The organism is Paenibacillus contaminans (genome assembly GCF_003285015.1).
GTDB lineage: Bacteria > Bacillota > Bacilli > Paenibacillales > NBRC-103111 > Paenibacillus_V > Paenibacillus_V contaminans.
In genome coordinates this window covers 1-26,910 of the sequence record NZ_QMFB01000048.1, presented here as the reverse complement: position 1 = coordinate 26,910, position 26,910 = coordinate 1, and the positions used below count along the sequence as shown (strand labels likewise).

Genomic DNA, 26,910 nt, shown 5'->3' with positions numbered 1-26,910 from the left:
AAGGGAGGCACATTTACCTTTATGGCAATTGAAGTAGGCAGCAAGCTGGAAGGGAAAGTAACCGGCATCACCCATTTTGGAGCGTTCGTTGAGCTTCCTGAGGGCGGAACCGGACTTGTCCACATCTCGGAAATCGCCGATAACTATGTAAAAGACGTCAACGATCACCTGAAGCTGGAGGACAAAGTCCTCGTGAAAGTGATTAACGTTGATAAGGACGGCAAAATTGGTTTGTCCATCAAGCAAGCGGTCGACAAGCCTGAAGGAGCTCCTGAACAACGGGGAGGAAGAGAAGGCGGGTTTAACCGTGGCGGTGGCGGTGGAGATCGTGGCGGATTCAATCGCGGCGGCGGCGGTGGAGATCGTGGTGGATTCAACCGGGGTGACCGTGGCGGACGTCCTTTCAAATCAGCTGCCAACAAGCCATCGTTCGAGGATAAAATGTCACGCTTCCTGAAGGACAGCGAAGAACGCATGTCTTCCCTTAAGAAGAACACGGAAGGCAAACGCGGAGGCAGAGGCGCACGCCGGGACTAACTCCCTGTTATTGAATATAAACCGCTCGGCATTGCGCCGATGCGGTTTTTTTTGAAATATACGTATTTATACGGTTCGCCTATGGAATGCCGCGAATGAAGCGGAGCAATTAGAGTTGTACGCTTTCGTGGCGATAATGCGGCCGGTACGCCGTTATGCCCGCATGCGGGAGGTCCCGGCTTGACATGCGAGGGAGGACTGGTATATACTTTGACTTGTCGTGGCGGTGTAGCTCAGCTGGCTAGAGCGTACGGTTCATACCCGTAAGGTCGGGGGTTCGATCCCCTCCGCCGCTACCAACTATACAATACATTAACGGACTCTCGCGAAAGCGAGGGTCCTTTTTGCGTTTATCGGAAAGTATATCGAACGTGGAAGAGGCTCTAAACCTACGGTAAACGCCAGCGTCAAAGACGCCGGCAGGCGTTTATCCTTGCGTTTTCTCACACAAGAACCGGGGATTGGCGCCGATCTTCGATAGGTTTTTCGCGCAGCCGACAACCTTTTCCGTCATACCCGGGACTTCGATTCCATACGCCGGGGCTTCACGGATAAAACGGTTTTTTGTCGGAAAGTTTTTTGAATCTACTACCTGATTGTGACAAACTTCATGATAGATTGTCCATATAATAGGGGGACACGAAAACGGTAAGGTGGTGTCCTGAGGTATGCAAAAGACGAATGAAGCAGTAAGGATCAATCGGCAGCATAGGTGGCTTTCCGTGTTCCAGGGACCGGCCGGCTGGCTGAGGTCGCTGCTTGAAAACCGCTTTGTACAGGTGTGGATGGTGAAGAAGTGGACGGTTCTTATGGTTGTGATGGCATTCCTTCTAGGCCGCGCCACAATATTGGACGAGCTGGCCCCGTTCGGCATCGCGTATTTTGCAGTCATGTATTATGTGCGCAAGGATTTGCTTGCATGGATCGGCGCCGCCCTGCTGGCGGGCACTTACTTCTCCATCGATCCGCATGTCGTCTTGACGGCTACCCAGATGATCGTGTTTCTGCTGATTCAGAAGGCGCTGGAAAAATTCGAACGAGCCGAAACCTCGTACGTGCCGATTCTCGTATTTGTCTCGACGGCGTTTGTCGAACTTCTTGTGATAGCGGTTTCCGGAGAAATTACGTGGTATGCGCTTATGATGATAGCCGTTCAAGCGGTGCTGAGCTTTATATTGACGCTGATCTTCCTGCAGGCGCTCCCTGTGTTTACGGTTGCCCGCAAGTACAGTTTGAAGCACGAGGAGATTATATGCCTCATCATTCTGCTCGCTTCGGTTATGACGGGCACGGTCGGCTGGCTGGTCGGGCCGGTTACGGTGGAGCACGTGCTTTCGCGGTATTTAATCTTGCTGTTCGCGCTGGTGGGCGGCGCTCCTCTAGGCGCCTCGGTCGGCGTCATTACAGGGCTGATTCTAAGTCTTGCCGATGTAAACGCCATTTACCAGATGAGCCTGCTGGCATTCGCCGGTATGCTGGCGGGGCTGCTTCGCGAGGGCAAAAGGCTTTCGGTCGCGCTCGGCATGGTGCTCGGCTCATCGATATTATCGATATATGTTGGCGACCAAGCGGCTGTCGTCACCTCGACTTACGAATCTCTAGCCGCTGCGCTGTTGTTCCTGCTGACGCCGCGAAGCATGGTCAAAACGCTGGCCAAGTTCGTTCCCGGCACGCAGGAAAACATGAAAACGCATTACGAATATGCGAGAAGGGTGCGTGATATTACGGCCGGACGGGTCGAACAGTTCTCGGAGGTGTTCCGCCAGCTTTCGAAAAGCTTCAAGCAGCTGACTGGCGAAAGCCAGCCGGAAAAAAAGCGCGAGGAGGAGATCGGCCATTTCATGACCAATGTCGAGCAGAAGGTATGCTCGACGTGCTCCAGGCGGGGCCAATGCTGGGACGATCAATTTTACCGAACGTACAAAATGATGACGGGCATGATGACGGGCATCGAAGGAAACGAACGGTTTTCCCGCAAAGATTTTCCGTTCGAATGGGGCCGCGCATGCGTGCGTACGGACCAGGTGCTCGATGTGATGAAGCGGCAGTTCGAGCTGCACAAGAACGATCTTCGCTGGAAGAAGCAAATTGCCGAGAGCCGCCAGCTTGTCGCTGACCAACTGACCGGCGTTTCGCAGATCATGGAGGACTTGGCGAAGGAGATCAAACGCGAGGGTCAGGCGCTTCATCTCCAGGAGGAGCAGGTGCGCAATGCGCTGGAAGAGCTTGGTCTATCGATTCACAGCATCGACATCGTATCGCTGGAGGAGGGGAATGTGGAAATTGAAATCGTTCATCAGTTTTCGCGCGGCTTCGACGAATGCCGCAAAATCATCGCTCCGCTGCTGTCCGACATTTTGGGTGAAAATATCGCGGTTAAAAGAGAGCAGTACGAGGAGAGGGAGGGCTTCTCCACCGTCGCATTCGGATCGGCGAAGGAATACGAGATTGAGACGGGGGTGGCCGGTGCCGCCAAGGGCGGCGCCTTATTGTCCGGCGACAGCTTCAGCACGATGGAGCTCGGCAACGGCAAGTTTGCCGTAGCGCTCAGCGACGGCATGGGGAACGGGGAGCGGGCGCGTGCGGAAAGCAGCACGGCGCTGACGATCCTGCAGCAGCTTCTGCAATCGGGCATGGATGAGCGGTTAGCCATCAAGTCGGTCAACTCGGTGCTGATGCTGCGGTCGCCCGACGAAATGTTCGCCACTGTCGACATGGCGCTGATCGATTTGTATAACGCGCACACGACGTTCATGAAAATCGGCTCGACGCCGAGTTTTATAAAGCGGGGTTCGGAGGTTATTCAGATTACGGCCAACAATTTGCCGGTCGGCATTCTCCATGACATCGATGTCGATCTCGTTTCGGTGCAGCTGCTTCCGGGCGATATTTTGATTATGATGACGGACGGAATTTTCGATGCCCCCGGATACGCCGTCAACAAGGAGATATGGGTGCGCAGGGTCATTCAGGAAATCGGAGCGGAGACGCCGCAGGATTTCGCCGATTGTTTGCTTGAGCGGGTTTTTCGGCAGCTGAAAGGGGATATCGGGGACGACATGACGGTGATCGTCGCCCGCATCGAGCGGTACCAGCCGGAGTGGGCGACGTTCCGCTGGCCGGGGCTGTCGCGATTCGAGCGGCCGAAGACGGTAAGCTAAATATAGAGGGACCCGGGAAGCAAAGGAGCCGGGTCCTTTTTGCTTGCGCCTAAATGTTAGGACGGCAAAGCGACGGCTTGTTTTCACGGTTTCGCGCAGGGTATGATTGAACCTAAGAAGACCGATGCGACAGCCGGCGGCAGGGAGCTGATACGGCTCCTGCCAGACTTCCCAGTAGATGGCTTCAGCAGATTAAAAGACGGTTTTCGGAATTCTGCCCCCCGTTCCGGTTTATTCACTCTATGAAATGGCAAAACTAGAGACATAGAGTGTTCAAGAGATATGCTGGGAGGGAAAAGGTATGAAACAAATCATACTGATAACGGACGGCTGCTCCAATGTGGGCGTCAGTCCTGTGGTGGCGGCGGCGCAAGCGCTTGCCGAAGGAATCGTCGTCAATGTGGTCGGCATCATCGATGCGGGCGACATCGGAGAGCTCGGCGCGGCCGAGATCGGTGAAATCGCCAAAGCCGGAGGCGGACTTAGCCGGCTTGCGGATACGAATACGTTATCGCAAACCGTTCAAATGATGACGCGCCGTACGGTAACGCATACGATTCAGCAGGCGGTAGGAAAGGAGCTTCGCCATCTGCTCGGAGACAGCCGTATCGAAGCGCTCCCTCCGGGGAAGAGGGCTCAGGTCGTGCAGGTAATGGAAGATATGACCGAAAATTCGGAGCTCCGAATCGTTCTTCTGATCGATGCGAGCGCCAGCATGAAGCCGAAAATTCCCGCAGTAAGGGAAGCGATCCAGGATCTGATGCTGAGCCTGCAGGCGCGCCAAGGTATAAGCGAGCTTGCGGTGTTTCATTTCCCCGGGAAAAACAATGAAGATGCCGAACAAGATCTTGAATGGACTCGAGACCTTGCCAAAACGAAAAACTTATTTTATAAATTAAACATGAAGGGTACAACCCCGACAGGTCCGGCTATTCTCCATGTCGTCCGGTTTATGATGGACAATCGGTTCGGGGAGGGCGAAGATGCCCCGCTGCATCGTCAGGACCGGTACGAGAGCAAGGACGGGATGCTGAGTGACTACATCGTATAAACCTGCCTTCCCTGCGGGGACGACGGTTACCGGCAAATGGAACAAGGCCAGGTACCGGATTGAACGCCCTATAGGCGAAGGCGCTAACGGTAAAGTATATTTGGTCAGTCGGGGCAGTTCCCATTACGCTATGAAAATGGGCTTCGACGCTGTCGACCATCAATCGGAAGTGAACGTGCTCACCCATCTTTCGACGAAGCCGGGCACGTTCCAGCGTTATTTGGTCGATGCCGACGATTTCCATTGGCAAGGCATCGACATTTCTTTTTATGTGATGAAATATGTCAAAGGACAGCAGCTGTCCGTCTTTCTGAAGCAGCGCGGGCAGGAATGGCTTGGGCTGGTCGGGCTTAACTTGCTCGGCAAGCTGAAGGAACTGCATGCTCACGGCTGGGTTTTCGGCGATATCAAGATGGAAAATATACTCGTGTCCGGCTACGGCGATGTGGAGCTTGTCGATTTCGGCGGGGTGACGCCTAAAGGGCGCGCCGTAAAGCAGTTCACGGAAATATACGACCGCGGCTACTGGGGCGCCGGTTCGCGGACGGCGGACGAAGCCTACGATTTATTCTCGTTTGCCGTGTTGTTTATGCAGGCGGGCGGGATCAAGGAAAGCCTGCCGAAGCAGCAAGCCGCATCCGGGGGGCGGACGCCGGAGCTGCTTATTGCGGAGCTGGACAAGGATTCCAATCACGGTTGGCTGTCGGCTTTTCTGCGGAAGGCGCTTATGCAGCAGTTTCCGTCTTCGAAGGACGCTTACGCGGAGTGGAGACGTATGATGCATGCTCCGGAGGCCGGGAAGAGCCGCGCGGCCCGTAAGGGCAAGTCGCGGGGAGGCTGGCTCAAGGCGAGCTTCGTCGGCTCGCTGCTGCTTTTTTTGGGCGCGATATATCTGTATTGGCAGCGGTAGCTGCGCGAACGGATAGGTACTTAAAGGATCCCTTGGTTGACGCCGATAATCGTCATCATAAGGATAAGGCACAAGGGATAGGCGGGATTGAGAGGATGAACGACAGTGGAGCTACTCCGCAAAATTGAACAGGAAATGACGCTGCATCAATTGTTGAAGCCGGAGGATAGCGTAGTGGTGGCCGTTTCGGGTGGACCCGATTCCGTGGCGCTGCTTCATATCCTCTTTTTGCTATCGTCCAAGTGGCGTTTGAAGCTGGTCGTGGCGCATGTGAATCATCAGTTTCGAGGAGCGGAATCGGACGGCGAAGCGGAGCAGGTTCGCGAGTTGGCCGAGCAAATGGGCTTGCCTTGCGAAGTGGGCGTTATTGACGTTCCGGCATACATTCGCGAGACGGGCGACAATCCGCAAAATGCGGCGAGGGAGAAAAGGTACGAGTTTCTACGCCAAACGGCTCATCGCTACGGAGCCACGAAGATCGCGCTTGCTCATCATGCGGACGACCAGGCGGAAACGGTACTCATGCGCATTCTGAGGGGGAGCGGGCTTTCGGGACTTTCCGGAATTCGCCAACGGCGAATCGTGAAAAATGTGGAACTGATCCGCCCGCTCATTCGTATATACAAGTCAGAGGTATTAATGCATTGCGAGCTTTACGGGCTCGCTTATTGCGAAGACAGCAGCAATGCCCAACGTAAATACATGCGAAACCAGGTGCGCCTCGACCTGATGCCGCAGCTTCTGAGGTATAATCCTCAATTGCCTCAGGCGCTTAACCGGCTGGCCGACCTGGCCGGTCCCGAAGACGATTACATGGAAGGCGAGGCGAAGCGGGTATTCAACGATTTGGCGGCGGCGGAGGCAGGCGGTTTTCGCTTTTCCCGGGGGTCTTTTGCCGGGCTTCATGTCGCTTTACAAAGGCGATTGATTAAACTAATATTAAGTTATCTTGCGAAAGATCAAGGTTTGTTCGATTATGTCACGATGGAATTGGTTCGTTCGGCGATTGTACAGGTGGAACCGACAACGTTGACGCATCAAATCGGCGAGCGTATTTTTTTTGTCCGTGAGTACGACGTTATCCGTTTCGTATCCCAGAGCGAGGCATCTGCGGAAAGCTTCCATTATATAGTACGCCCTGAAGGGGGCGAATGGGTGCTGCCTGGCACGGGATGGCGGATTTCGGCGATATCCGGACAGGATGCTGGCTCAGCGGCATCTTCGAATGAGGATCGGCCCGTTATAGGCCGGGACGAAATGTGGTTCGACCTCGACGAGCTTCAATTTCCGCTTACGGTGCGCAATCGGCATGCCGGAGATCGAATGGCGATTTCGGGTTTAAACGGAACCAAAAAAGTAAAAGATATCTTCATTGACGATAAAGTGCCTCCCCGGCTGCGGGATCGCCTTCCGCTCGTTCTGGACGCGCAAAACCGTGTGCTTTGGCTGCCTGGACGCCGCTCGGCGTACGCCAAGCCTACGGCGAAGACAACCCGTATATTCCGGATTCGGCTCGACCGGGGCGAGCATTCGTAATCGATGCACCGGCATGCAGCCGAGGCGCTCCGATGTGAAGATAGTCGCAAGCAATGTGCTCGCCGAATGGTTTGGAACGATGCTTGAACGGCCGGATGGTTTGGTTTTTGTCCATATTATGCCGGCTGCCTGTTGAACGGATTCAATCGCGATCATACAGGGTAGTATCGAAGCGGCTTTTGATTCATAGAATAACGTAGGAGGGTGTCTCGTTGCACAACGACATTCAAGAGGTGCTTTACAGCGAAGAACAGATTATGCAGAAGGTTAAAGAGCTTGGGCAACAAATCAGCCAAGATTTCGAGGGACGAAACCTGCTCGTCATCTGCGTGCTGAAAGGCGCGTTTATTTTTATGTCCGATTTGGTCAAATCGATTACGATCCCCCTCGAAGTCGACTTTATGGCGGTTTCCAGCTACGGCCAGTCGACGAAATCATCCGGCGTCGTGAAGATCATTAAAGATTTGGACGTCCCCGTGGAAGGGCGGAACGTTCTTATCGTCGAAGATATTATCGACAGCGGTCTTACGCTCAGCTATTTGATCGATGTGCTTGAGAGACGCAATGCGCTTTCTGTTTCGGTCGTAACGATCTTTGACAAGCCCATCCGCAGAACGGTCGATCTTGAGCCGGATTACAAAGGCTATACGCTGCCTGACGCTTTCGTCGTCGGTTACGGCCTCGATTATGCGGAAAAATACCGGAATCTCCCGTACATCGGCATCTTGAAGGAAGCCGTTTACGCAGGAAAATAAAGCGGCCGAAAGCGCCGCGGTGCACAATAAACGCACTTATTGTTTCATCGCACCTTAATATTGTGAAGCCGAGACTTACTGTGGTAAAATAAAACAAGTGTGCCCTTGAGAGGAGGTTGGGGATGAATCGAATCCTCCGAAATACCGGATTTTATTTACTAATCATTTTGGTTGTCATCGGGATTGTACGATTTATCAGCGCGCAGAACGAAATGGAAGATACGATTTCCTACAGCCAGTTCCGCGAGTATCTTAAAGTAGAAACAGGGGACAACAAAATTCAGGAACTCGTAGTGCAGCCCGAGGGCGGGACATTCCTTATTAAAGGGAAGTACGTAACGGGCAAAAGCTTCAAAACACGCGCGCCGTTGGACGATCGTGTTATCGAGTTGATTGAAACCAGCAAAGTACAAGAGGAAGTTCATGAGAAGATGGAAGGGACCAGCATTTGGATATCCTTCCTGACGTCCATCATTCCTTTTGTGATTATATTCGTCTTGTTCTTCTTCCTGTTGAATCAAGCTCAGGGCGGCGGCGGCAAAGTCATGAATTTCGGCAAGAGCCGGGCCCGCTTGTACAATGAAGAGAAGAAACGCGTTACGTTCGAGGACGTGGCAGGGGCAGACGAAGAGAAGCAAGAGCTTGTCGAAGTCGTCGAGTTCTTGAAGGATCCGCGTAAATTCGCTGCGGTCGGCGCACGCATACCGAAGGGCGTATTGCTGGTGGGGCCTCCGGGTACCGGTAAAACGCTGCTTGCGCGTGCAGTTGCCGGCGAAGCGGGCGTTCCGTTCTTCAGCATTTCCGGTTCCGACTTCGTTGAGATGTTCGTCGGCGTCGGCGCTTCCCGGGTTCGCGACTTGTTCGAGAACGCGAAGAAGAATGCTCCTTGTATCATCTTTATCGACGAGATCGATGCGGTCGGCCGTCAGCGCGGCGCCGGTCTCGGCGGCGGACATGACGAGCGCGAGCAGACGCTCAACCAATTGCTCGTCGAGATGGACGGCTTCGGCGCGAACGAAGGCATCATTATCGTCGCTGCAACGAACCGCCCGGATATTCTTGACCCCGCGCTCTTGCGTCCAGGCCGTTTCGACCGTCAAATCACGGTTGATCGTCCGGATGTCAAAGGCCGTGAAGCCGTACTGAAAGTTCACGCGCGCAACAAGCCGCTGGGCAAAGACGTCAAGCTGGATTCGCTTGCCCGTTATACGACCGGTTTTACCGGAGCGGACTTGGAAAACCTGCTTAACGAAGCGGCGCTTATCGCCGCAAGACGCAACCGTAAGGACATTTCGATGAGCGAGATCGAGGAAGCCTTCGACCGCGTCATTGTAGGTACGCAGAAGAAAAGCCGCATTATCCGCGACCGCGATAAGAAGACGATCGCTTACCATGAAGCAGGTCATGCGATTATTGGATATCACGCGCGCGACGCTCATATGATTCACCGCGTTACGATCGTGCCGCGCGGACGCGCGGGAGGTTACGTGATCTCGCTGCCTAAGGAAGCGGAGGATCCGCTTGTTACGACAAAGAACGAGCTTCTCGATCAAGTTACCGGCTTGCTTGGCGGGCGGGTAGCGGAAGAGATGTTTATCGGCGAAATCGGAACGGGCGCTTACGACGACTTCCGCAAAGCTACGGCAATCGTCAGAAGCATGATCGTCGATTACGGAATGAGCGATAAGCTCGGACCGCTCCAGTTCGGTACGGCGCAAGGCGGCCAAGTATTCTTGGGTCGCGATTTCGGCCACGAGCAGAATTATAGCGACGCGATCGCTTACGAAATCGACCAAGAAATGCAAAGCTTGATCCGTTCTTGCTATGAGCGGGCCAGAAAAATTTTGGAGACTCACAGCGAGCAGGTTCACCTGATTGCCAGAACGCTGATCGAACGCGAAACGCTGGACAAAGATCAAATCGTCGAGTTGATCGAACAAGGCGGCATTGTTGGCGGCGACAGCGGCGAAGACGTAAAAATCAACATCCTTGGTCAAGATTATCAAAGCGACGCCAACAAGCTCGACTTTGAACGCGAGAAGAAGGATGACAAGGAAGAATAAAGGGAATCAAAGGAATCCGGAGCAGCCTTATCGGCGGCGCCGGATTTTTCCGTTTTTGACGCCAAAACGAGATTGACACCACCATTAAGAATGTGTAAATTAGGTTTAAACTAAACGATGAGATGTGTGGGGTCCGGCGTAGCTTGTGCGTTTCTTCACAAGTGGCCGTATCGGTTGACAAGGGCCGTTTCTTGAGACTATAAGAAAGTACATTGTGGAAGCAGCTCTGGACCTATGGGTAACGCCGACGTTCAAGACGCCGGTAGTCGTTTATCCTTGTAATAATAAATGGAAGGGGAGAGCCTGCGTGGAAGCTTTGGCTCTAGAGAGAAAGGCGGAGCAGAACCGCGAACTGAAGGAGCGTATTCTTCAGTTGAAGAAGGAACGCAATGCGATTATTTTGGCGCATTATTATCAACGCGATGAAATTCAGGAAATTGCCGATTTTCGCGGTGACTCGTTCTTGCTTGCCCAGAAGGCCGCCTCTACGGACGCGGAAGTAATCGTGTTTTGCGGCGTTCACTTCATGGGAGAAAGCGCCAAAATTTTAGCGCCGAATAAGACGGTTATTATCCCTGACGAGCGGGCCGGCTGCCCCATGGCCGACATGGTGAACGTAGACGGCTTGAGAGCGCTGAAGAAGCAGCATCCCAATGCGAAAGTCGTCGCTTATATCAATACTTCGGCCGATGTAAAATCGGAAACGGACATCTGCTGCACGTCGGCGAATGCGATTAAAGTAATCGAATCCGTCGACGCAGAGGAGATTATATGGGTACCCGATAAAAATTTAGGGGACTATGTGTCTAAATTCACGAACAAGAAGATGATCATTTGGGAAGGGTACTGCAATACCCATGACATGCTGACCGTCAAGGATGTCGAAGAGATGAAGGCGCAGCATCCGAACGCGCAATTCGTCGTACATCCGGAATGCCGTCCGGAAGTCGTGAAGCTTGGCGATTTTGTCGGAAGCACAACCGCAATTATTAAATATTGCCGGGAGTCGGACTGCCAAGAATTTATTGTAGGTACGGAAGACGGAACAGGATATCAGCTTCGTATGGACAGCCCGAATAAGACATTCCATTTTGCGACGAAATATTTGGTATGTCCAAATATGAAGGTTAACAACCTGAAGAAAGTCGTCAAATGCCTGGAGACGATGTCTCCGCAAATTTATGTACCGCCGCAAGTTGCCGATAAGGCAAGAGCTTCGTTAGAGCGCATGCTGCAAGTGAAGTAGCATGCGCTGCTTCCTCGTTTCCGGAAATTTAACGGTTCAGTACTTCCCGAAAGGTGAAATGACACAATGATACCGCGATACTTGGTTGATATCGATCATCGCCAGCTGCCGAAGGTGCAAGCTGACATTATCGTGATCGGCGCCGGCATAGCCGGCTTATTTACAGCGATTAAAGCGGCGGAAACCCGCAAAGTATTATTGATAACGAAAAAATCGCTGATGGAAAGCAACACAAGATACGCGCAAGGCGGTATTGCTGCTGTCATATCCGACGAAGATTCGCCGGATTACCATGTGCAGGACACGCTTTTTGCCGGAGCCGGTCTTTGCTCGCCGGATGCGGTTGAAGTGCTTGTGCATGAGGGACCTGCCGGGGTGAAGGATTTAATCCGGATGGGTACGCAGTTCGACATCGAGAACGGGGAGCTCGCGCTGACGAAGGAAGGCGCGCACAGCCAGCGCCGTATTTTACATGCGAATGGGGATGCGACCGGATTCGAAATCGTCAGAGCGCTGTCGGAGAAGGCCATGCAGCATCCGAACATCGAAGTGTGGGACGAGCATTTTGTCATCGACCTAGTGACCGATAAGAGCGAATGTTTTGGCGGGATCGTCCAAAAGCCGGATGGACAGCGTGTATATGTGCAGGGCAACGCTACCGTTCTCTGTACCGGGGGAGCCGGCCAGCTGTTCCGTTACACGACTAACCCGGAAATTGCTACGGCGGACGGCATCGCGATCGCTTACCGGGCGGGAGCGGAAATACGCGACGTCGAATTTATTCAATTTCATCCGACCGTTCTGTGCTACCCGGGGGCGCCGCGGTTTCTTATCTCGGAAGCCGTTCGCGGCGAGGGCGCGTATTTGCGCAACATCAACGGGGAGCGCTTTATGGAGCGTTACCATGAGCAGCTGGAACTGGCGCCCCGCGATGTAGTCGCGCGGGCGATCGTAAGTGAGATGGAGCTTACGAAATCGACCTTCGTATATATCGATGTGACGCACGAGCCTTCCGATATGGTGAAGCATCGTTTTCCCACGATTTACGAAACCTGCATGAAATACGGCTTGGATTTGACGACCGACTGGATTCCCGTAGCGCCTGCTGCGCACTATATGATGGGAGGCGTCAAAACCGATCTTTACGGCGAGACGTCGTTGAAGCGGCTTTTCGCTTGCGGAGAAGCTTCGTCTACAGGGGTACATGGAGCGAATCGCTTGGCAAGCAATTCGCTGTCCGAGGCGATCGTCTTCGGCCGACGTATTATCGAGCGAATCAGCGGCTTGGAGCCGGTCGGCGTTTGTCCGGAAATTCGTCCTTCGCTCGCACGAACGGAGCCGCTTATTCAGCCGTTTGTCGAGAAACGGTTAAAGCTGCAGAAGATTATGCTGCGATACGTCGGGCTTTTTCGCAGCGGCAAAATGCTGGAGAAGGGCTATGAGGAGCTGCAGCGCCAGCTGAACGTCTTTAATGCGCTGCTTACCAAACGCGAGGAATACGAGTTTGCGAACCTTCTGACCTGCGCGCTGTTGACGACGCGTGCGGCGTTGATGCGGGAAGAAAGCCGAGGCGGACATTGCCGCGAGGATTTCCCGGAACGGAACGACGACCGGTGGCGCAAGCATCTGGTATTCAGCCGCGATAACGGCATCATTGAGGAGAGCGTTTAGCGGAACGCGTTTGAAACGCAACCAAGATGTCTGAAGCGGCAAGGCAATCCCTTTCGGAATGCAAGGTGGACTCCCGTTTATTCGTTAAACTAATGTAGGCGCCGTCAATGTTTCAATGCCGCTTTTTCGATGTGCAGCTTACGATACTGCGTTTTTTTACGAAACGCCTTAGGAGTGAAAATTATGCTGGAACTACATAACGAATCGCTGCGGAAGCAAATACGGCTATGGCTTGACGAAGATATCGGGTCCGGCGACATGACGACGATGACGACAATACCTTTAGATCACCAATCTAAAGGTATTCTTCATGTCAAGGAAGATGGAATCTTCTGCGGTTTGCCGGTAGCCGAGGCGGTATTTCGCGAGGTCGATCCGGGTATCCGTTTCAAGGCGGTCGCAGCCGAAGGCGAGGCGGTCGTCAAAGGAACGGTGCTTATCGAGGTGGAAGGCAGCACGCGCAGCATTTTGCTGGGAGAACGGCTTGCCTTGAACCTTATGCAGCGTTTGTCCGGGATCGCCACCAGAACGCGGCAATTCGTCGAAGCACTGGAAGGACTCCCTGTCAGGCTTGTCGATACGCGCAAAACGACGCCCGGCCACCGCATGCTGGAGAAATACGCAGTGCGTGTCGGAGGCGGCCACAACCACAGGTTCGGGCTGTACGACGCGGTCATGATCAAGGATAATCATATTAAGGGAGCGGGCGGCGTTGCGAAGGCGATTTTGTCCGCGCGCTCGTTGATCCCGCACACGATGAAGATTGAGGTCGAAGTGGAAACCTTCGAGCAGCTGGAGGAAGCGCTGGGGGCGCAGCCGGATATCATTATGCTCGACAACATGAAGCCGGCGATGATGGCGGAAGCGGTGAAGCTCATAAAGGCTAGAGCTCCGCATATCATTGTAGAAGCCTCGGGTTCGGTAACCCTTCAAACGGTCAAGGAAATTGCGCTTAGCGGCGTAGACGTCATCTCTGTCGGCCGGCTCACCTACTCGGTACAGGCGCTTGACATCAGTCTGGATCTGGGCGAGCGGAAGGGGAGTAACGGATGATTTTGGTTGTTGACGTCGGGAATACAAACATGGTTCTCGGCATTTACGAGGGAGATAAGCTGCTTTACAATTGGCGTCTCAGCACGAACCGGTCGGCTACGGCCGACGAATACGGCGTTATGTTCTATAACCTGTTCCAATTGGGCGGGATTCGGATGGAAGATATCGAAGGCGTCATGATTTCCTCCGTCGTTCCTCCTCTAATGTTTGTTTTGGAGCAGCTTTGCTCAAAATATATTAAGAAAACGCCTTACATCGTAGGGCCGGGCATCAAAACGGGCTTGAACATCAGAATCGAAAATCCGCGGGAGGTTGGAGCCGACCGGATTGTTAATGCAGTAGCCGGCCAGGAGCTTTACGGATCGCCGCTCATTATCGTCGATTTCGGTACGGCGACTACATACGATTACATGGATGAACGCGGTCAGCTGCTCGGCTGCGCCATTGCGCCGGGGATCGGCATATCGACGGAGGCTTTATACCAGCGCGCCGCCAAGCTGCCGAGAATCGAGCTGGTCAGACCGAAAAGCACGGTCGGCCGCAATACGATCGCCGCTATGCAGGCGGGTATTATTTTCGGCTTTGCGGGACAGGTGGACGGTATCGTCGACCGGATGCGCGAGGAGTTCGGCACCGATCCGAAGGTCGTAGCGACCGGCGGACTGGCTCAGTTGATCGCGAGCGAATCCAAAACGATTCAGCTTGTCGATCCGCTGCTTACGCTGCAAGGCTTGAGAATCATCTATGAACGAAACGCGCAATAACCGTAATATTTGTTGGAACGGAACGTTTTAGACAATGAAACCGTATGTAAGAGGTGACTTCATGACAGACTATATGATTCGCGCAACTGCATTTCAAGGGAAGGTCCGGGCTTTTGCAGCGCTAACGACAGAGCTTGTCGGCGAGCTGCAGCGCAGACACCGTACGACGCCGACAGCGACTGCTGCGCTCGGACGAGCGGCAAGCGCAGGCGCCATGATGGGCGCCATGATGAAGGGGAACGAAAAGCTGACCGTTCAAATAAAAGGCGGCGGACCTATCGGACAAATCGTCGTCGACGCCAATGCGAACGGGGAAGTAAGGGGTTATGTCGATAATCCGGAAATCGATCTGCCTTTAAACGCTGTCGGCAAGCTGGACGTTGCCGGTGCGGTCGGTACGGAAGGGTTTCTATACATCATCAAGGATCTCGGCTTGAAGGAGCCGTATCGCGGGAGCACGCCGATCGTCTCGGGAGAGCTGGGCGAAGATTTTACGTACTACTTCACGAAATCCGAGCAAACTCCTTCCGCAGTCGCGTTAGGCGTTCTGGTCGATGTGGACTTTACCGTCAAAGCATCGGGGGGTTTTATCATTCAGCTTCTGCCGGGATTGGCCGATGAGGACATTGCCAGAATGGAAGAGCGTCTAAGCAAGCTCCCGCCGATTACGCGCATGCTGGATGAAGGGGCTGCGCTTGAGCACATTTTGGATACGGTGCTTGAGGATGTCCGGATTTTGGACCGGATGGATGTCGTGTTCAAATGCAAATGCTCCCGAGAACGAGTAGAGCAGACCTTGATCAGCTTGGGCGCCGAGGAGCTTGCATCCATTCTGGAGGAAGACGGCAAGGCGGAAGTGGTTTGTCATTTCTGCAACGAGGCCTATTTATTCGAGAAGGATGCATTAGAGGCAGTTATGGAAAAAATAAAATCATAACGCCATTTAGTCGGAAGCAGATCGTGGAAGCGGCTCTAAACCTAAGGTAAACGCCATAGTCCAAAACGTCGGCGGGCGTTTATCCTTGAAGCGGGTCGAACGCTCATTTGCAGTTAGAGGAGAGTAGGATGAGAAACGTAAAACTACTGTGGGGAGCCGTCGTTTTTTTGCTTGTGGTAACGGTTGGATTGACCGGGATCGTGGCTCGTATGCTGGGGACCCCGCGTGCCGAAGGAGAGACTGTCAAACAAGGAGAAATCAAGGAACCCGAGAAAAAAGAAGACCGCGTGCTGGCCCGAATCGGCGATCGCGAAATTAAAGAGAGCGATTTGACGCAAAATTTGATAAACCGTCATGGCGCGGAGCTGCTTAACCAGATGCTCGACCGCGAAGCCATTCAGCAGAAGGCCGATAAGATCGGTCTGAAGCTGGAGCGGGAAGAGCTCGATCGCGAGATCAAGCGGATGCAGCAAGGGTACGACAGCGAGGAACAATTTTATACCGCGATGAAGGAGCAGATCGGACTAAGCAAAGAAGATTTGCGCGAGGACGTGTATTATAAGCTCCTGCTCGAGAAAATCGCAACCAACGGCATACAGGTAAGCGATCAAGAAGTGGATGCCTTCATGAAGGCGCATCCCGAGGAGTTCCGCAGCATCGTGCAATACCGTTTTCAACAGATTATATCGGAAACGCTTGAGCAGGCGAATAAAACGATTGAGCTGGCCAAGGGCGGGCGCGATTTCGCGGCTCTGGCCAAGGAACGTTCGCTGGATACGGCTACGGCTAATGACGGCGGCGATATGGGATGGATCGACGAGAACGATCCGTTCGTGGCGGCATCGATCATGAAGGCCGTTCAATCGCTGAAAGTCGGGGAAATCAGCAAGCCGATTTCGTTTACGGACGGCTACGCAGTCGTCAAGCTGAACGACCGGAAGGAAATGAATAAAGGGAATCAGGAAGAGATCCGCGAGTCGCTTCGCAAGCAGCTGGCTTTGCAAAAAGCAAAACCCCTCAAAGAAGTGACGCAGGAGCTGCGTGACGAACGTAACGCGGTCATTTTAGACGCAGAGCTAAGAAAATGATGATTGACACCTTTGGTTTCTATTGGTAATATGAAAATATAAAACCAACTAAAACACTCGGAAATGTATTTTGAGGAGGACTTCACATGGCAAAGCTTGTGCAATCCATTACTGAGCTTATTGGCGATACTCCACTTGTTCGTTTGAATCGTGTCGTACCTGAAGATAGTGCGGAAATTTATTTGAAGCTGGAATTCCAGAATCCCGGCGCAAGCGTGAAAGACCGTATCGCAATCAGCATGATCGAAGTTGCCGAGCAAGAAGGCAAATTGAAGCCGGGCGACACGATCGTCGAACCGACCAGCGGCAACACCGGAATCGGACTTGCGATGGTCGCCGCAGCGAAAGGATATAAAGCCATTCTCGTCATGCCGGAAACGATGAGTATAGAACGCCGAAACCTGCTTCGCGCATATGGAGCCCAACTGGTGCTGACGCCTGGCGCGGAAGGCATGAAAGGCGCTATCCGCCGTGCGGAAGAGCTGCAAGCCGAGAACCCGACTTATTTCATTCCGCAGCAATTCAAGAATGAGGCCAATCCGAAAGTTCACCGCGAAACGACGGGTCCGGAAATCGTCGAAGCGATCAATGCGCATGACGGCAAGCTCGACGCTTTTATCTCGGGCATCGGTACAGGCGGTACGATCAGCGGAGCCGGCCAAGTATTGAAAGAAAACTTCCCGAACATCAAAATATATGCGGTTGAGCCTGCGGCTTCCCCGGTTCTGTCCGGCGGCAAACCGGGCCCGCACAAAATTCAAGGGATCGGCGCAGGTTTCGTGCCCGATATTTTGAACACAAGCATTTATGACGACATTATTCCTGTCGAGAACGAGGATGCGTTCGAAACGTCGCGCCGCGTTGCCAAAGAAGAAGGAATCCTTGGCGGTATCTCTTCCGGTGCCGCGATCTTCGCCGCTCTGAAAGTAGCCAAAGAGCTCGGCAAAGGAAAACGTGTCGTAGCGATCATCCCGAGCAACGGGGAACGTTACCTCAGCACGCCGCTGTACCAGTTCGAAGACTAAGTGAAGCGCTTCGTTTAAAGTCAGCCCCTCTATACGGAGGGGCTTTCGCTTTTCACCCGGGGAATTGCACGGCATCATCGCATGGACATGCCGGGCAGGCTGCCTGCGCGCTTTTTATTTTCGCCGGTTTCCTATATACTTAATGAAATTGTAAGCCTCGTTTGAAGTATAGGGAGGTACCCTTGTGATTGTCACTTCGTTCGATCAATGGAAGGACTGGGCCCGAACGTATACCGTTCTTCCTATGGTATTTCAAACAACCTTGCCGGAATCCCGTCTGTTGTCCTGGGAACGCGCATGGCAAATGGCATCGGAGTCGTCGGTTTTGCTTGAAAGTGGAAAAGGCGGCCGTTATTCCTTTTTGGGGCTGTCACCGGTGTCGGTCATCAGCGGCAAAAACCGCGAAGCTATCGTAACCTGGGCCGACGGGAGGCCTTCCGTTCGCCGTGAGGGGGATCCGCTTGCGCTTATTAAAGAATGGATGGCGCCGTACCGTTCGCCGCGCGTTCTGCAATTGCCGAAATTTGTCGGAGGCTGCGTAGGCTTTTTGGGCTATGACATCGCCCGTTCGATCGAAAGGCTGCCGAACAAGGCTGCCGACGATTTGCCGCTTCCCGATTATTACATGATGCGGTTCGATGAACTTTATGTGCTGGACCACGAGGAGAATGCGCTATATTGCTCGGTGAGCCATCATATCGGCGAGAACGTTGACGATGAGCGGCTTCGTTCCGCCTATGAGGAAGCTCGGTTGCGTGCAGAGCGGATGGTACGGGCGTGGCGCGATATCGCGGCTGTGAATGACGATCCCGGATCCAAAGAAGAGCGGCAAAGACGCGAACAGGCAATGGCGCAAGACCGGCTGCAAATCGACGTGGAAGCCATACCCGGCGTAGAACGCGCGTTCGGCAAAAATGAATACATGGAAGCGGTTCGGCGCATTCAGCGTTATATTGAAGCGGGCGACGTTTTTCAAGTCAACTTGTCCGTCAGGCAGAGCGTGGAGCTGAAGTCGGAGCCGGAAACGGTCTACGAATGGCTCAGGCTGTTGAATCCGTCTCCTTATATGGGTTTGTTGAGAGCTCCGGGCTTTCAGCTTGTTTCCGGCTCGCCGGAGCTTCTCGTGCAGGTGGAGGGCGACACGGTACGAACGCGTCCGATCGCCGGGACGAGACCCCGCGGGATGAACGAAGCCGAAGACCGGAAACTGGCGGATGAACTGATATGGGACGAGAAGGAAAGAGCGGAGCATATTATGCTTGTCGATCTCGAACGGAACGACATCGGGAAAATCGCCAAATACGGCACCGTACGGGTAGACGATCTGATGGTGATCGAATATTATTCCCACGTCATGCATATCGTTTCCGAAATTCGCGGCGAACGAATGCAGGACAAGGATGTGTACGACATTACCGCGGCTGCATTTCCTGGCGGAACGATTACAGGGGCACCCAAGGTGCGCACGATGGAGATCATCGAGGAGCTCGAGCCGGTCCGCAGGGGGCCATATACCGGGTCGATGGGCTGGATTGACTACAACGGCAATATGGAATTAAATATACTTATACGAACGCTCGTAGCTGCCGGAGGCAAAGGATACGTGCAAGCGGGAGCGGGCATCGTGATCGATTCCGTGCCGGAAAAGGAATACGTCGAATCGCTGAATAAAGCGAAGGCGCTGTGGAAGGCCGTTCATTATAGCGGGAACGATAAAGAAACAGAGGCAGAGGAACAGGCGGCTTCGCCTATCTTAAAGGGGGATACCATATGATTCTAGTCATCGACAATTACGACTCGTTTACGTATAACCTGGTTCAGTATTTGGGGGAAATCGGAGAAACGGTTGTCGTTCGCCGTAACGACGAGATCGATTTAGCCGGTATTGAAGCGTTGAAGCCGGATCATATCCTGATTTCGCCGGGGCCTTGTACGCCGAATGAAGCGGGGATCAGCCTGGCGCTGATCGAACATTTCAAAGGTAAAGTGCCGATTCTAGGCGTTTGCCTCGGGCATCAATCGATCGGACAAGCGTTCGGCGGCGAAGTCATACGGGCGGAGCGTCTGATGCACGGCAAGACGTCGGAGATCCGCCACGACGGCAAAACCATTTTCAGCGATATTCCGTCCCCTTACACGGCGACTCGTTACCATTCGCTTATCGTCAAAAGCGAAACGCTGCCGGATTGCCTGGAAGTGAGCGCACGAACGGCCGAAGGCGAAATTATGGCGCTGCGTCATAAGGAGTACCCGATCGAGGGCGTTCAATTCCACCCGGAATCGGTCATTTCGGAGCATGGGCTTACGCTGCTTAAGAACTTCCTCGCATTAAAAGCGGGAAGCGGAACACACGCATGATTATCGCGGTCAACGGACAATTGATAGAGGAAGGAAACGCCGTGATCTCCGCGTACGATCACGGCTTTCTCTATGGAATCGGCTTTTTTGAAACGTTTCGCACCTATGCCGGCAAGCCGTTTATGCTGGATGAGCATTTATCCAGGCTGGAACAAGCCTTGCAGGAGCTGTGGATCGATTATCGTCCCGATGCCGGCCATATCCGCCGTTTGGTCGAACGGCTGCTGGCGGACAACGGGCTGACGGACGGGTATTTCCGGCTTTCGGTCTCGGCCGGCGAGGAGGCGCTGGGGCTGCCTGCCGGCCGATACGGGAAGCCGGCGGAAATATTGTACGTTAAAGCGCTGCCTGCGGCGAATGAAGCGCTGTATGAGCGCGGAAAGCAGCTGCAGCTTCTGCAGCTGACCCGAAACACGCCGGAAGGGGCGGTGCGTTTCAAGTCGTTTCACTACATGAACAACATACTGGCCAAACGGGAAATGTCCGGTTATCCTTGGGCCGCAGGTGCCGAGGGGATGTTTCTGACGGGGGGCGGCCATGTGGCGGAAGGCATTGTAAGCAATGTATTTCTGGTACGCGGCGGCGTCTGCATGACGCCTTCGATTGAAACGGGCATTTTACCGGGAATAACGCGCTCATGTATTTTACGCCTCGCGGAGCAAAAAGGCTTACGGCCGGAGGAAGGCTTCTATACGTGGGACGATCTTTGCCATGCCGACGAATGTTTTGTGACGAACTCGATCCAGGAGGTCGTTCCGATCACGTCGATTTTCGATAAGCAAGGAGCCGAACGCATTGTCGGCGATGGAAAGCCGGGACCTGCAGCGCGTTTGCTTCTGAACGAATACCGGGCGTTATGCGCGGAATAACCCCGAATTCCATTTTGTGCGGAGGGAAGACATGACGACACGAACGATGGCTTGCCGGGAGCTGTCTCTTACATTAGGCGAAAAGACGCTCATCATGGGCATTTTAAATATGACACCCGATTCGTTCTCCGACGGAGGAAGCTACGCGTCTACGGAGAAGGCGATCGAAAGAGCGCGCCAAATGGTTGCGGAAGGTGCGGACATCATCGATATTGGGGGCGAATCGACTCGTCCGGGAGCGGAGAAAGTATCGCTTGAAGAAGAACTCCGGCGGGTGCTGCCCGTAATCGAAGCGCTACGTGAAGCGGTAGGCGTGCCGATTTCCGTCGATACGTACAAGCCTGAGGTGGCGAAGCGCAGTCTTGAGGCAGGCGCGCATATCATTAACGATATATGGGGCTTTAAAGACAGCCCGGCGATGGCCCGAATTGCGGCGGAATACGATTGTCCCGTCATTCTTATGCATAACCGGACCGATATGAATTACGGCGCATTCGTGCCGGACGTCATCGCCGATTTGCAGGAAAGCGTCAGGCTTGCGCTTGCGTCAGGCGTTCGCGCCGAACGGATCATTCTCGATCCGGGCATCGGTTTTGCCAAAAACTACGAACATAACCTGTACTTGATGAATCATTTGAACGGTATCGTCGCTCTGGGATACCCTGTACTGCTCGGGACCTCCCGTAAAAGCTTCATTCAACGCACGCTGCAGCTGCCTGCCGAGGATGTTGTGGAAGGAACAAGCGCAACCGTGGCGATCGGGATCGCGCAAGGCTGCCAAATCATCCGCGTCCATGATGTGAAGCAGATGAAGCGGGTGGCGGCGATGACGGAGGCGATCGTTCATGCGCGCAATCCGAATGCGTAAATTGACTGAAGAAGGGCGGGGGAATAATGGATAAGATCGTACTCACACGAATGGAGTTTTTTGGCTATCACGGCGTATTTGCCGAGGAGAATAAACTCGGTCAACGGTATTACGTAGATGTGGAGCTGTTCCTGCCTTTGGAGGCTGCAGGCATTAACGACGATTTGGAGCAAACCGTCAATTATGCGGATGTTTTCGAGATTGTGAAATCGATTGTCGAAGGCAAACCGTTCAAGCTGATCGAGGCCGTAGCCGAGCGAGTTGCATCGACGCTTTTGCAAACTTATACTAGTATCAACGAAATTACAGTGCGGGTCATCAAGCCGCATCCGCCTTTTGCCGTTATTTTTGAAGGCGTCACTGTTGAAATTCACAGAAAGCGGGCGTAAAGCATGAACGTTGTCGCAAACAGCGGGGTTCTCGCTTTCATCGCGCTCGGTTCCAATATGGGCGATCGCGAAAAGCATTTGCAGAGCGCGCTTCAAATGCTGGGCGAACATCCGCGCATACAGGTTCTCCGCTTATCGTCCATCTACGAAACGGAGCCCGTCGGTTATTTGGATCAGCCTGCATTTCTTAACGCGGTGGCAGCCGTTCGGACCGATATGAAGGCCGGCGAACTGCTCGGCGCCATGCTTGATGCGGAGCTTAAGCTTGGACGTACAAGAGATATTCGTTTCGGGCCCCGGACGATTGACCTGGATTTGCTGCTTTTCGGAAGCGAAGTGTTGACGGAACCGGAATTGATCGTCCCGCATCCGCGTATGCTGGAACGCGCTTTCGTTCTCGTGCCGCTGCTGGATGTGCTGGAAGAAGCGGCTGTGCCGGGATTGGAAGAGCCGCTTTCCGCTTACCTGGACGGGTTGGAAGGAAAGGAAGGCGTAACGAGATGGAATACCGGCTTAACGAACAATTAGCTCAGCGTATAAGGGCTTTTCGCAAGCTGAAAGGCTATACCCAGACGGAACTTGCCGATAAGCTCGGCGTTTCGGTCGCCATAGTCGGCTCCATCGAAAGGGGAACCCGCAAGGCGGACGCCCGAACGATTCAGCGAATCGCGGACACGCTTGGCGTTGCCGTGGAAGAACTGGCGGCCCCTTAATATTAAGAACAGCAGGGAGCATAAAACATGCTTAAAATCGGAAACATCGTTGCCAAGAACAAAGTCGTGCTTGCGCCGATGGCCGGCGTATGCAATCCGGCCTTCCGGCTCATCGCCAAAGAGTTCGGGACCGGACTTGTCTGCGCGGAAATGGTGAGCGATAAAGCGATCGTGCACGGGAATGCCCGGACGAGGGAAATGCTTTTCGTCGATGAGCGCGAGAAGCCGCTTAGCTTGCAAATTTTCGGCGGCGATACGGAAACGCTGGTGGAAGCGGCTAAAGTCGTCGACCAGCAAACGAACGCGGACATTATCGATATCAATATGGGTTGTCCCGTTCCCAAAATCACCAAATGCGACGCCGGCGCCCGCTGGCTGCTCGATCCCGGTAAGATCGAAAGCATGATTACGACTGTCGTGAAGTCCGTCAGCAAGCCGGTCACCGTTAAAATGCGTATCGGCTGGGACGACGAGCATGTTTACGCGGTTCAGAACGCCAAAGCGGTTGAGAACGGCGGAGGTTCAGCCGTATCCGTCCACGGGCGCACGAGGGTGCAAATGTATACCGGGACCGCTAATTGGGATATTATTAAAGAAGTTAAAGAGTCCGTGTCGATACCGGTTATCGGGAACGGCGATGTTTTTTCGCCCGAGGATGCCAAACGGATGCTGGACCATACCGGCTGCGACGGCGTCATGATCGGCCGGGGCGCGCTGGGCAACCCTTGGATGCTGTATCGCACGGTCCAATACCTGACCGGCGGCGAGCTGCCGTCCGATCCTACGCCCGAAGAGAAGATTCGCATAGCCGTATTGCATATGGACCGGTTGATCGCGCTTAAAGGCGAGAATACGGCCGTTAAAGAAATGCGCAAGCATATGGCGTGGTATCTTAAAGGTCTGCCTGGCGCGGCCCGCGTCAAAGACGCAATCATGGAGCTGACGAAACGGGATATCCTGGTCGAGCTCCTTGAGCAATATGTGGATCAGCTTGCTACCGCGTCCGGCGAGGCGCCGTTGGAGAACGGCAGTAATGAAGCTGCGGTTCATTGATATTGAAGAAGGCATAGCCGCTTGATTGCCGTTCATCTGTCGTGAATACGGCGGGTTCGTGTTTTCGATGGCAGGTATGGTGGGAGTGCAGGCGGTTATGCTTGGTTTAACGCGGGTTTTGCGTGTATTGACGGTAGAATTCCGAGCAATTCCCTGTGATTGACATTTGGGGGTCATTGCAATATAATCAGTCAATAACCGAACCGGCAACATGAAGTCATCATACTTCGTGTGAGTAATATATTGAATATGACGGCACGAAATACCGTACGTCTTAGCCTTTCGTGAGTTTGCGAACCGAGCCTTTCCGGCGGGTGTTCACCGCGAACAATCTATCACATGACAGGGGATATGAAGCAATGTCAGAAAAAGAAGTGATCCTGACGCAGGAAGGCCTGAAGAGGCTGGAGGAAGAGCTTGAAAACCTTAAATCGGTGAAGCGCCGGGAAGTGGCGGAACGGATTAAAGTTGCCATCGGATACGGCGATATCAGCGAAAACTCGGAGTACGAAGATGCGAAGAACGAGCAGGCTTTTATCGAGGGACGCATCATTACGCTTGAGAAAATGCTCCGCAACGCGCGGATTATCAATAACGACGAAGTGGATACCAACACCGTAAGCATCGGTTCGATCGTAACGCTGAAGGATCTCGAGTTCGGCGATACTGTCGAGTACAATATCGTGGGTACGGCCGAATCGGATCCTCTGCATAATAAAATATCGAACGAAAGCCCGGTCGGAAAAGCCATTCTCGGCAAGCAGAAAGGCTCTACGGTAGATGTGAACGTTCCAGCGGGCATTATTCAATATCAGATTATCGATATTAAGAAATAAACTGCCGGAGCAATAGCGCTCCTCGACCATGGAAAGCTTCCAACGGAAGCTTTTTCTGTTTATTGGAATGTATATGGCGAAGCGCTAACAAAGCGTCTATTTTGCACGGCGGACGCGGGTGTCGCTTAGCGTATTCATTATGTGGAGGGAATTGGTTAGCCCCGGAATATCCGGATATGGTATGCTTATAACGCCATATTACAGATCGTGTATACATTTGCGTTTATGCAACACTTTTCTAGGAGATGATAACATGAGTCAAGAACTGGAACTAAACGAACTGCTGGTTATTCGCCGTAACAAGCTGGACGAGCTGCGGGCGCTCGGGATCGATCCTTTCGGTCAAAAATTCGAACGTTCGCATACCGCACAACAAGTCCTAGATGCTTACGATAGCCAATCCAAAGAGGAATTGGCGGAATTGGACGTAGAGGTACGCTTGGCCGGCCGGATTATGCAAAAACGCGGAATGGGCAAAGCGTCTTTCGCTCACATTCAAGACCTCTCCGGCAAAATTCAACTGTATGTCCGTAAAGATACGGTTGACGAAAAGGAATATCAAGCGTTCGATATGCTCGATATCGGCGATATCGTCGGCGTATACGGAACGGTTTTCAAAACGCAGACGGGCGAAACTTCCGTCAAAGCGAAATCGATCACAGTGCTGTCGAAATCGCTCTATCCGCTGCCGGATAAGTTTCATGGTTTGAAAGACGTAGAAATGCGCTACCGCCAGCGTTACGTCGATCTGATCATGAGCCAAGACGTGAGGGAGTCGTTTATTTTGCGTTCCAAAATTATTCAATCCATGCGCCGCTACTTGGATGGGCAGGGCTATTTGGAGGTGGAAACGCCTACGCTGCACGCCATAGCGGGAGGAGCTTCAGCACGTCCGTTTATCACGCATCACAACGCGCTTGATATGCAGCTGTATATGCGTATCGCGATCGAGCTTCACTTGAAGCGTCTGATTGTCGGCGGGCTGGAGAAAGTATACGAAATCGGCCGCGTTTATCGGAACGAAGGCATTTCGACGCGTCATAATCCGGAATTTACGATGATCGAGCTGTACGAAGCGTACGCCGATTATAAAGATATTATGTCCTTGACCGAGCACTTGATTGCGCATATTGCGCAGGAAGTGCTGGGAACGACGAAAATAACGTACGGCGAGCATCAAGTCGATCTGACGCCGGAATGGCGCCGCGTGTCGATGGTGGACGCCGTTAAAGAAGTGACGGGCGTCGATTTCGGCCGCCATATGACGGATGAAGAAGCCCGGCAGCTGGCTAAAGAGCATAAAGTAAAAGTGGAGCCGCACTGGACGTTCGGACATATTTTAAATGCGTTCTTTGAGGAATTCGTAGAAAGTACGCTTATTCAGCCTACGTTTATTACAGGTCATCCTGTGGAAATTTCGCCGCTGGCGAAGAAAAATGATCAGGATCCGCGGTTCACGGACCGTTTCGAGCTGTTTATCGTGGCGCGTGAGCATGCCAATGCGTTTACCGAGCTTAACGATCCGATCGATCAACGTGAGCGTTTCGAAGCTCAGCTTGTCGAGAAGGAACACGGCAATGATGAAGCGCATGAGATGGATGACGATTTCATTCGAGCTTTGGAATATGGCATGCCGCCAACGGGAGGGCTCGGTATCGGCATCGACCGCCTCGTTATGCTGCTTACGAACGCTCCTTCGATTCGCGACGTGCTGTTGTTCCCGCATATGCGCGACCGGCAGATCGACTAAAATCGTACAAATTAAAGGGCGCCGCATGCGATGCGGCGCCCTTTAATTTTGGATTTTCTCGTTCCGGAAAGTTTTTTTATAAAAAAGCTTGCATTCGGTATGCGGAATGTGATACATTACTTCTTGCCGCTTCTGAGGCGGACAAGCAACAAAGCAAGCGCAAGACGCCCGCTAGAACGCTGTCTGTAAGGCGGCGGACGAAATTGGTTGAAAAAAGTGCTTGCAATGAGAAAGAACAATGTGTTATAGTATAAAAGTCGCTTTTGAGGCGATACTC

24 protein-coding genes and 1 tRNA gene are annotated in these 26,910 nt (G+C 53.2%); all 25 read left to right on the top strand.

What is annotated here, in order from left to right:
* The first annotated feature begins 21 nt into the window (after positions 1-21).
* The 25 genes from DQG23_RS39090 to lysS all read left to right on the top strand — a co-directional run bounded on the left by DQG23_RS39090 (position 22) and on the right by lysS (position 26,633).
* A complete protein-coding gene (locus DQG23_RS39090) occupies positions 22-537 on the top strand; it encodes a S1 domain-containing RNA-binding protein (protein WP_113036483.1) in 516 nt (171 codons plus the stop codon).
* A 222-nt stretch (positions 538-759) separates the two neighbouring features.
* Positions 760-836, top strand: a tRNA-Met gene (locus DQG23_RS39085).
* A 369-nt stretch (positions 837-1,205) separates the two neighbouring features.
* Positions 1,206-3,698, top strand: coding sequence for a stage II sporulation protein E (gene spoIIE, locus DQG23_RS39080; protein ID WP_113036482.1), 2,493 nt, complete (start codon positions 1,206-1,208; stop codon positions 3,696-3,698).
* A 301-nt stretch (positions 3,699-3,999) separates the two neighbouring features.
* Entirely contained in the window at positions 4,000-4,749 is a 750-nt protein-coding gene (locus tag DQG23_RS39075; protein ID WP_113036481.1) for a vWA domain-containing protein, read from the top strand.
* Complete coding sequence (locus DQG23_RS39070; RefSeq protein ID WP_113036480.1) at positions 4,733-5,659, top strand: protein kinase domain-containing protein; 927 nt, start codon at positions 4,733-4,735, stop codon at positions 5,657-5,659. Before DQG23_RS39075 ends, DQG23_RS39070 begins: the two co-directional genes overlap by 17 nt.
* Positions 5,660-5,764: 105 nt before the next feature.
* Positions 5,765-7,195 (top strand): tRNA lysidine(34) synthetase TilS, encoded by a 1,431-nt coding sequence (gene tilS / locus DQG23_RS39065; RefSeq protein WP_238178236.1) that lies wholly within the window; start codon positions 5,765-5,767, stop codon positions 7,193-7,195.
* A 212-nt stretch (positions 7,196-7,407) separates the two neighbouring features.
* The gene (gene hpt, locus DQG23_RS39060; RefSeq protein WP_113036479.1) at positions 7,408-7,950 is read left to right on the top strand and encodes a hypoxanthine phosphoribosyltransferase; all 543 of its coding nucleotides are present in this window, start codon (positions 7,408-7,410) and stop codon (positions 7,948-7,950) included.
* Between the two features lie 122 nt (positions 7,951-8,072).
* Complete coding sequence (gene ftsH, locus DQG23_RS39055; protein ID WP_113036478.1) at positions 8,073-10,013, top strand: ATP-dependent zinc metalloprotease FtsH; 1,941 nt, start codon at positions 8,073-8,075, stop codon at positions 10,011-10,013.
* 307 nt (positions 10,014-10,320) lie between these two features.
* Positions 10,321-11,259 carry a quinolinate synthase NadA gene (gene nadA, locus DQG23_RS39050; RefSeq protein ID WP_113036477.1) on the top strand — a complete coding sequence of 313 codons (939 nt, stop codon included), beginning with the start codon at positions 10,321-10,323 and terminating at the stop codon, positions 11,257-11,259.
* A gap of 66 nt (positions 11,260-11,325) precedes the next feature.
* Positions 11,326-12,930 carry an L-aspartate oxidase gene (gene nadB / locus DQG23_RS39045; protein ID WP_113036476.1) on the top strand — a complete coding sequence of 535 codons (1,605 nt, stop codon included), beginning with the start codon at positions 11,326-11,328 and terminating at the stop codon, positions 12,928-12,930.
* A gap of 183 nt (positions 12,931-13,113) precedes the next feature.
* Positions 13,114-13,983 (top strand): carboxylating nicotinate-nucleotide diphosphorylase, encoded by an 870-nt coding sequence (gene nadC / locus DQG23_RS39040; RefSeq protein ID WP_113036475.1) that lies wholly within the window; start codon positions 13,114-13,116, stop codon positions 13,981-13,983.
* A complete protein-coding gene (locus DQG23_RS39035) occupies positions 13,980-14,747 on the top strand; it encodes a type III pantothenate kinase (protein WP_113036474.1) in 768 nt (255 codons plus the stop codon). The genes nadC and DQG23_RS39035 overlap by 4 nt, the downstream gene beginning before the upstream one ends.
* Positions 14,748-14,808: 61 nt before the next feature.
* Positions 14,809-15,684 carry an Hsp33 family molecular chaperone HslO gene (gene hslO / locus DQG23_RS39030; protein WP_113036473.1) on the top strand — a complete coding sequence of 292 codons (876 nt, stop codon included), beginning with the start codon at positions 14,809-14,811 and terminating at the stop codon, positions 15,682-15,684.
* A 128-nt stretch (positions 15,685-15,812) separates the two neighbouring features.
* On the top strand, positions 15,813-16,772 hold the full coding sequence (locus DQG23_RS39025; RefSeq protein ID WP_113036472.1) for a peptidylprolyl isomerase: 960 nt from the start codon (positions 15,813-15,815) through the stop codon (positions 16,770-16,772).
* Positions 16,773-16,858: 86 nt separating this feature from the next.
* Positions 16,859-17,797 carry a cysteine synthase A gene (cysK, locus tag DQG23_RS39020; protein WP_113036471.1) on the top strand — a complete coding sequence of 313 codons (939 nt, stop codon included), beginning with the start codon at positions 16,859-16,861 and terminating at the stop codon, positions 17,795-17,797.
* A 184-nt stretch (positions 17,798-17,981) separates the two neighbouring features.
* Entirely contained in the window at positions 17,982-19,571 is a 1,590-nt protein-coding gene (locus DQG23_RS39015; protein ID WP_113036470.1) for an anthranilate synthase component I family protein, read from the top strand.
* Positions 19,568-20,155, top strand: a complete 588-nt coding sequence (gene pabA / locus DQG23_RS39010) for an aminodeoxychorismate/anthranilate synthase component II (RefSeq protein ID WP_113036469.1) — start codon at positions 19,568-19,570, stop codon at positions 20,153-20,155. Before DQG23_RS39015 ends, pabA begins: the two co-directional genes overlap by 4 nt.
* Positions 20,152-21,024, top strand: a complete 873-nt coding sequence (pabC, locus tag DQG23_RS39005) for an aminodeoxychorismate lyase (RefSeq protein ID WP_113036468.1) — start codon at positions 20,152-20,154, stop codon at positions 21,022-21,024. The genes pabA and pabC overlap by 4 nt, the downstream gene beginning before the upstream one ends.
* 31 nt (positions 21,025-21,055) lie before the next feature.
* Complete coding sequence (gene folP / locus DQG23_RS39000) at positions 21,056-21,892, top strand: dihydropteroate synthase (RefSeq protein ID WP_113036467.1); 837 nt, start codon at positions 21,056-21,058, stop codon at positions 21,890-21,892.
* A gap of 26 nt (positions 21,893-21,918) precedes the next feature.
* Positions 21,919-22,281 (top strand): dihydroneopterin aldolase, encoded by a 363-nt coding sequence (gene folB / locus DQG23_RS38995; RefSeq protein ID WP_113036466.1) that lies wholly within the window; start codon positions 21,919-21,921, stop codon positions 22,279-22,281.
* A 3-nt stretch (positions 22,282-22,284) separates the two neighbouring features.
* Positions 22,285-22,809, top strand: a complete 525-nt coding sequence (gene folK, locus DQG23_RS38990; RefSeq protein ID WP_113036465.1) for a 2-amino-4-hydroxy-6-hydroxymethyldihydropteridine diphosphokinase — start codon at positions 22,285-22,287, stop codon at positions 22,807-22,809.
* On the top strand, positions 22,782-22,994 hold the full coding sequence (locus DQG23_RS38985) for a helix-turn-helix domain-containing protein (protein WP_113036464.1): 213 nt from the start codon (positions 22,782-22,784) through the stop codon (positions 22,992-22,994). Before folK ends, DQG23_RS38985 begins: the two co-directional genes overlap by 28 nt.
* Before the next feature lie 27 nt (positions 22,995-23,021).
* On the top strand, positions 23,022-24,047 hold the full coding sequence (gene dusB / locus DQG23_RS38980) for a tRNA dihydrouridine synthase DusB (RefSeq protein WP_113036463.1): 1,026 nt from the start codon (positions 23,022-23,024) through the stop codon (positions 24,045-24,047).
* Positions 24,048-24,406: 359 nt separating this feature from the next.
* Complete coding sequence (gene greA / locus DQG23_RS38975; RefSeq protein WP_113036462.1) at positions 24,407-24,883, top strand: transcription elongation factor GreA; 477 nt, start codon at positions 24,407-24,409, stop codon at positions 24,881-24,883.
* Positions 24,884-25,136: 253 nt separating this feature from the next.
* On the top strand, positions 25,137-26,633 hold the full coding sequence (gene lysS / locus DQG23_RS38970; protein WP_113036461.1) for a lysine--tRNA ligase: 1,497 nt from the start codon (positions 25,137-25,139) through the stop codon (positions 26,631-26,633).
* Positions 26,634-26,910 lie beyond the last annotated feature (277 nt).

Coding starts and splice junctions, on each gene's coding strand:
- DQG23_RS39090 (WP_113036483.1), top strand. CDS start 22: ATGGCAATTGAAGTAGGCAGCAAGCTGGAAGGGAAAGTAACCGGCATC.
- spoIIE (WP_113036482.1), top strand. CDS start 1,206: ATGCAAAAGACGAATGAAGCAGTAAGGATCAATCGGCAGCATAGGTGG.
- DQG23_RS39075 (WP_113036481.1), top strand. CDS start 4,000: ATGAAACAAATCATACTGATAACGGACGGCTGCTCCAATGTGGGCGTC.
- ftsH (WP_113036478.1), top strand. CDS start 8,073: ATGAATCGAATCCTCCGAAATACCGGATTTTATTTACTAATCATTTTG.
- nadB (WP_113036476.1), top strand. CDS start 11,326: ATGATACCGCGATACTTGGTTGATATCGATCATCGCCAGCTGCCGAAG.
- nadC (WP_113036475.1), top strand. CDS start 13,114: ATGCTGGAACTACATAACGAATCGCTGCGGAAGCAAATACGGCTATGG.
- DQG23_RS39035 (WP_113036474.1), top strand. CDS start 13,980: ATGATTTTGGTTGTTGACGTCGGGAATACAAACATGGTTCTCGGCATT.
- hslO (WP_113036473.1), top strand. CDS start 14,809: ATGACAGACTATATGATTCGCGCAACTGCATTTCAAGGGAAGGTCCGG.
- DQG23_RS39025 (WP_113036472.1), top strand. CDS start 15,813: ATGAGAAACGTAAAACTACTGTGGGGAGCCGTCGTTTTTTTGCTTGTG.
- cysK (WP_113036471.1), top strand. CDS start 16,859: ATGGCAAAGCTTGTGCAATCCATTACTGAGCTTATTGGCGATACTCCA.
- pabA (WP_113036469.1), top strand. CDS start 19,568: ATGATTCTAGTCATCGACAATTACGACTCGTTTACGTATAACCTGGTT.
- pabC (WP_113036468.1), top strand. CDS start 20,152: ATGATTATCGCGGTCAACGGACAATTGATAGAGGAAGGAAACGCCGTG.
- folP (WP_113036467.1), top strand. CDS start 21,056: ATGACGACACGAACGATGGCTTGCCGGGAGCTGTCTCTTACATTAGGC.
- folB (WP_113036466.1), top strand. CDS start 21,919: ATGGATAAGATCGTACTCACACGAATGGAGTTTTTTGGCTATCACGGC.
- folK (WP_113036465.1), top strand. CDS start 22,285: ATGAACGTTGTCGCAAACAGCGGGGTTCTCGCTTTCATCGCGCTCGGT.
- DQG23_RS38985 (WP_113036464.1), top strand. CDS start 22,782: ATGGAATACCGGCTTAACGAACAATTAGCTCAGCGTATAAGGGCTTTT.
- dusB (WP_113036463.1), top strand. CDS start 23,022: ATGCTTAAAATCGGAAACATCGTTGCCAAGAACAAAGTCGTGCTTGCG.
- greA (WP_113036462.1), top strand. CDS start 24,407: ATGTCAGAAAAAGAAGTGATCCTGACGCAGGAAGGCCTGAAGAGGCTG.
- lysS (WP_113036461.1), top strand. CDS start 25,137: ATGAGTCAAGAACTGGAACTAAACGAACTGCTGGTTATTCGCCGTAAC.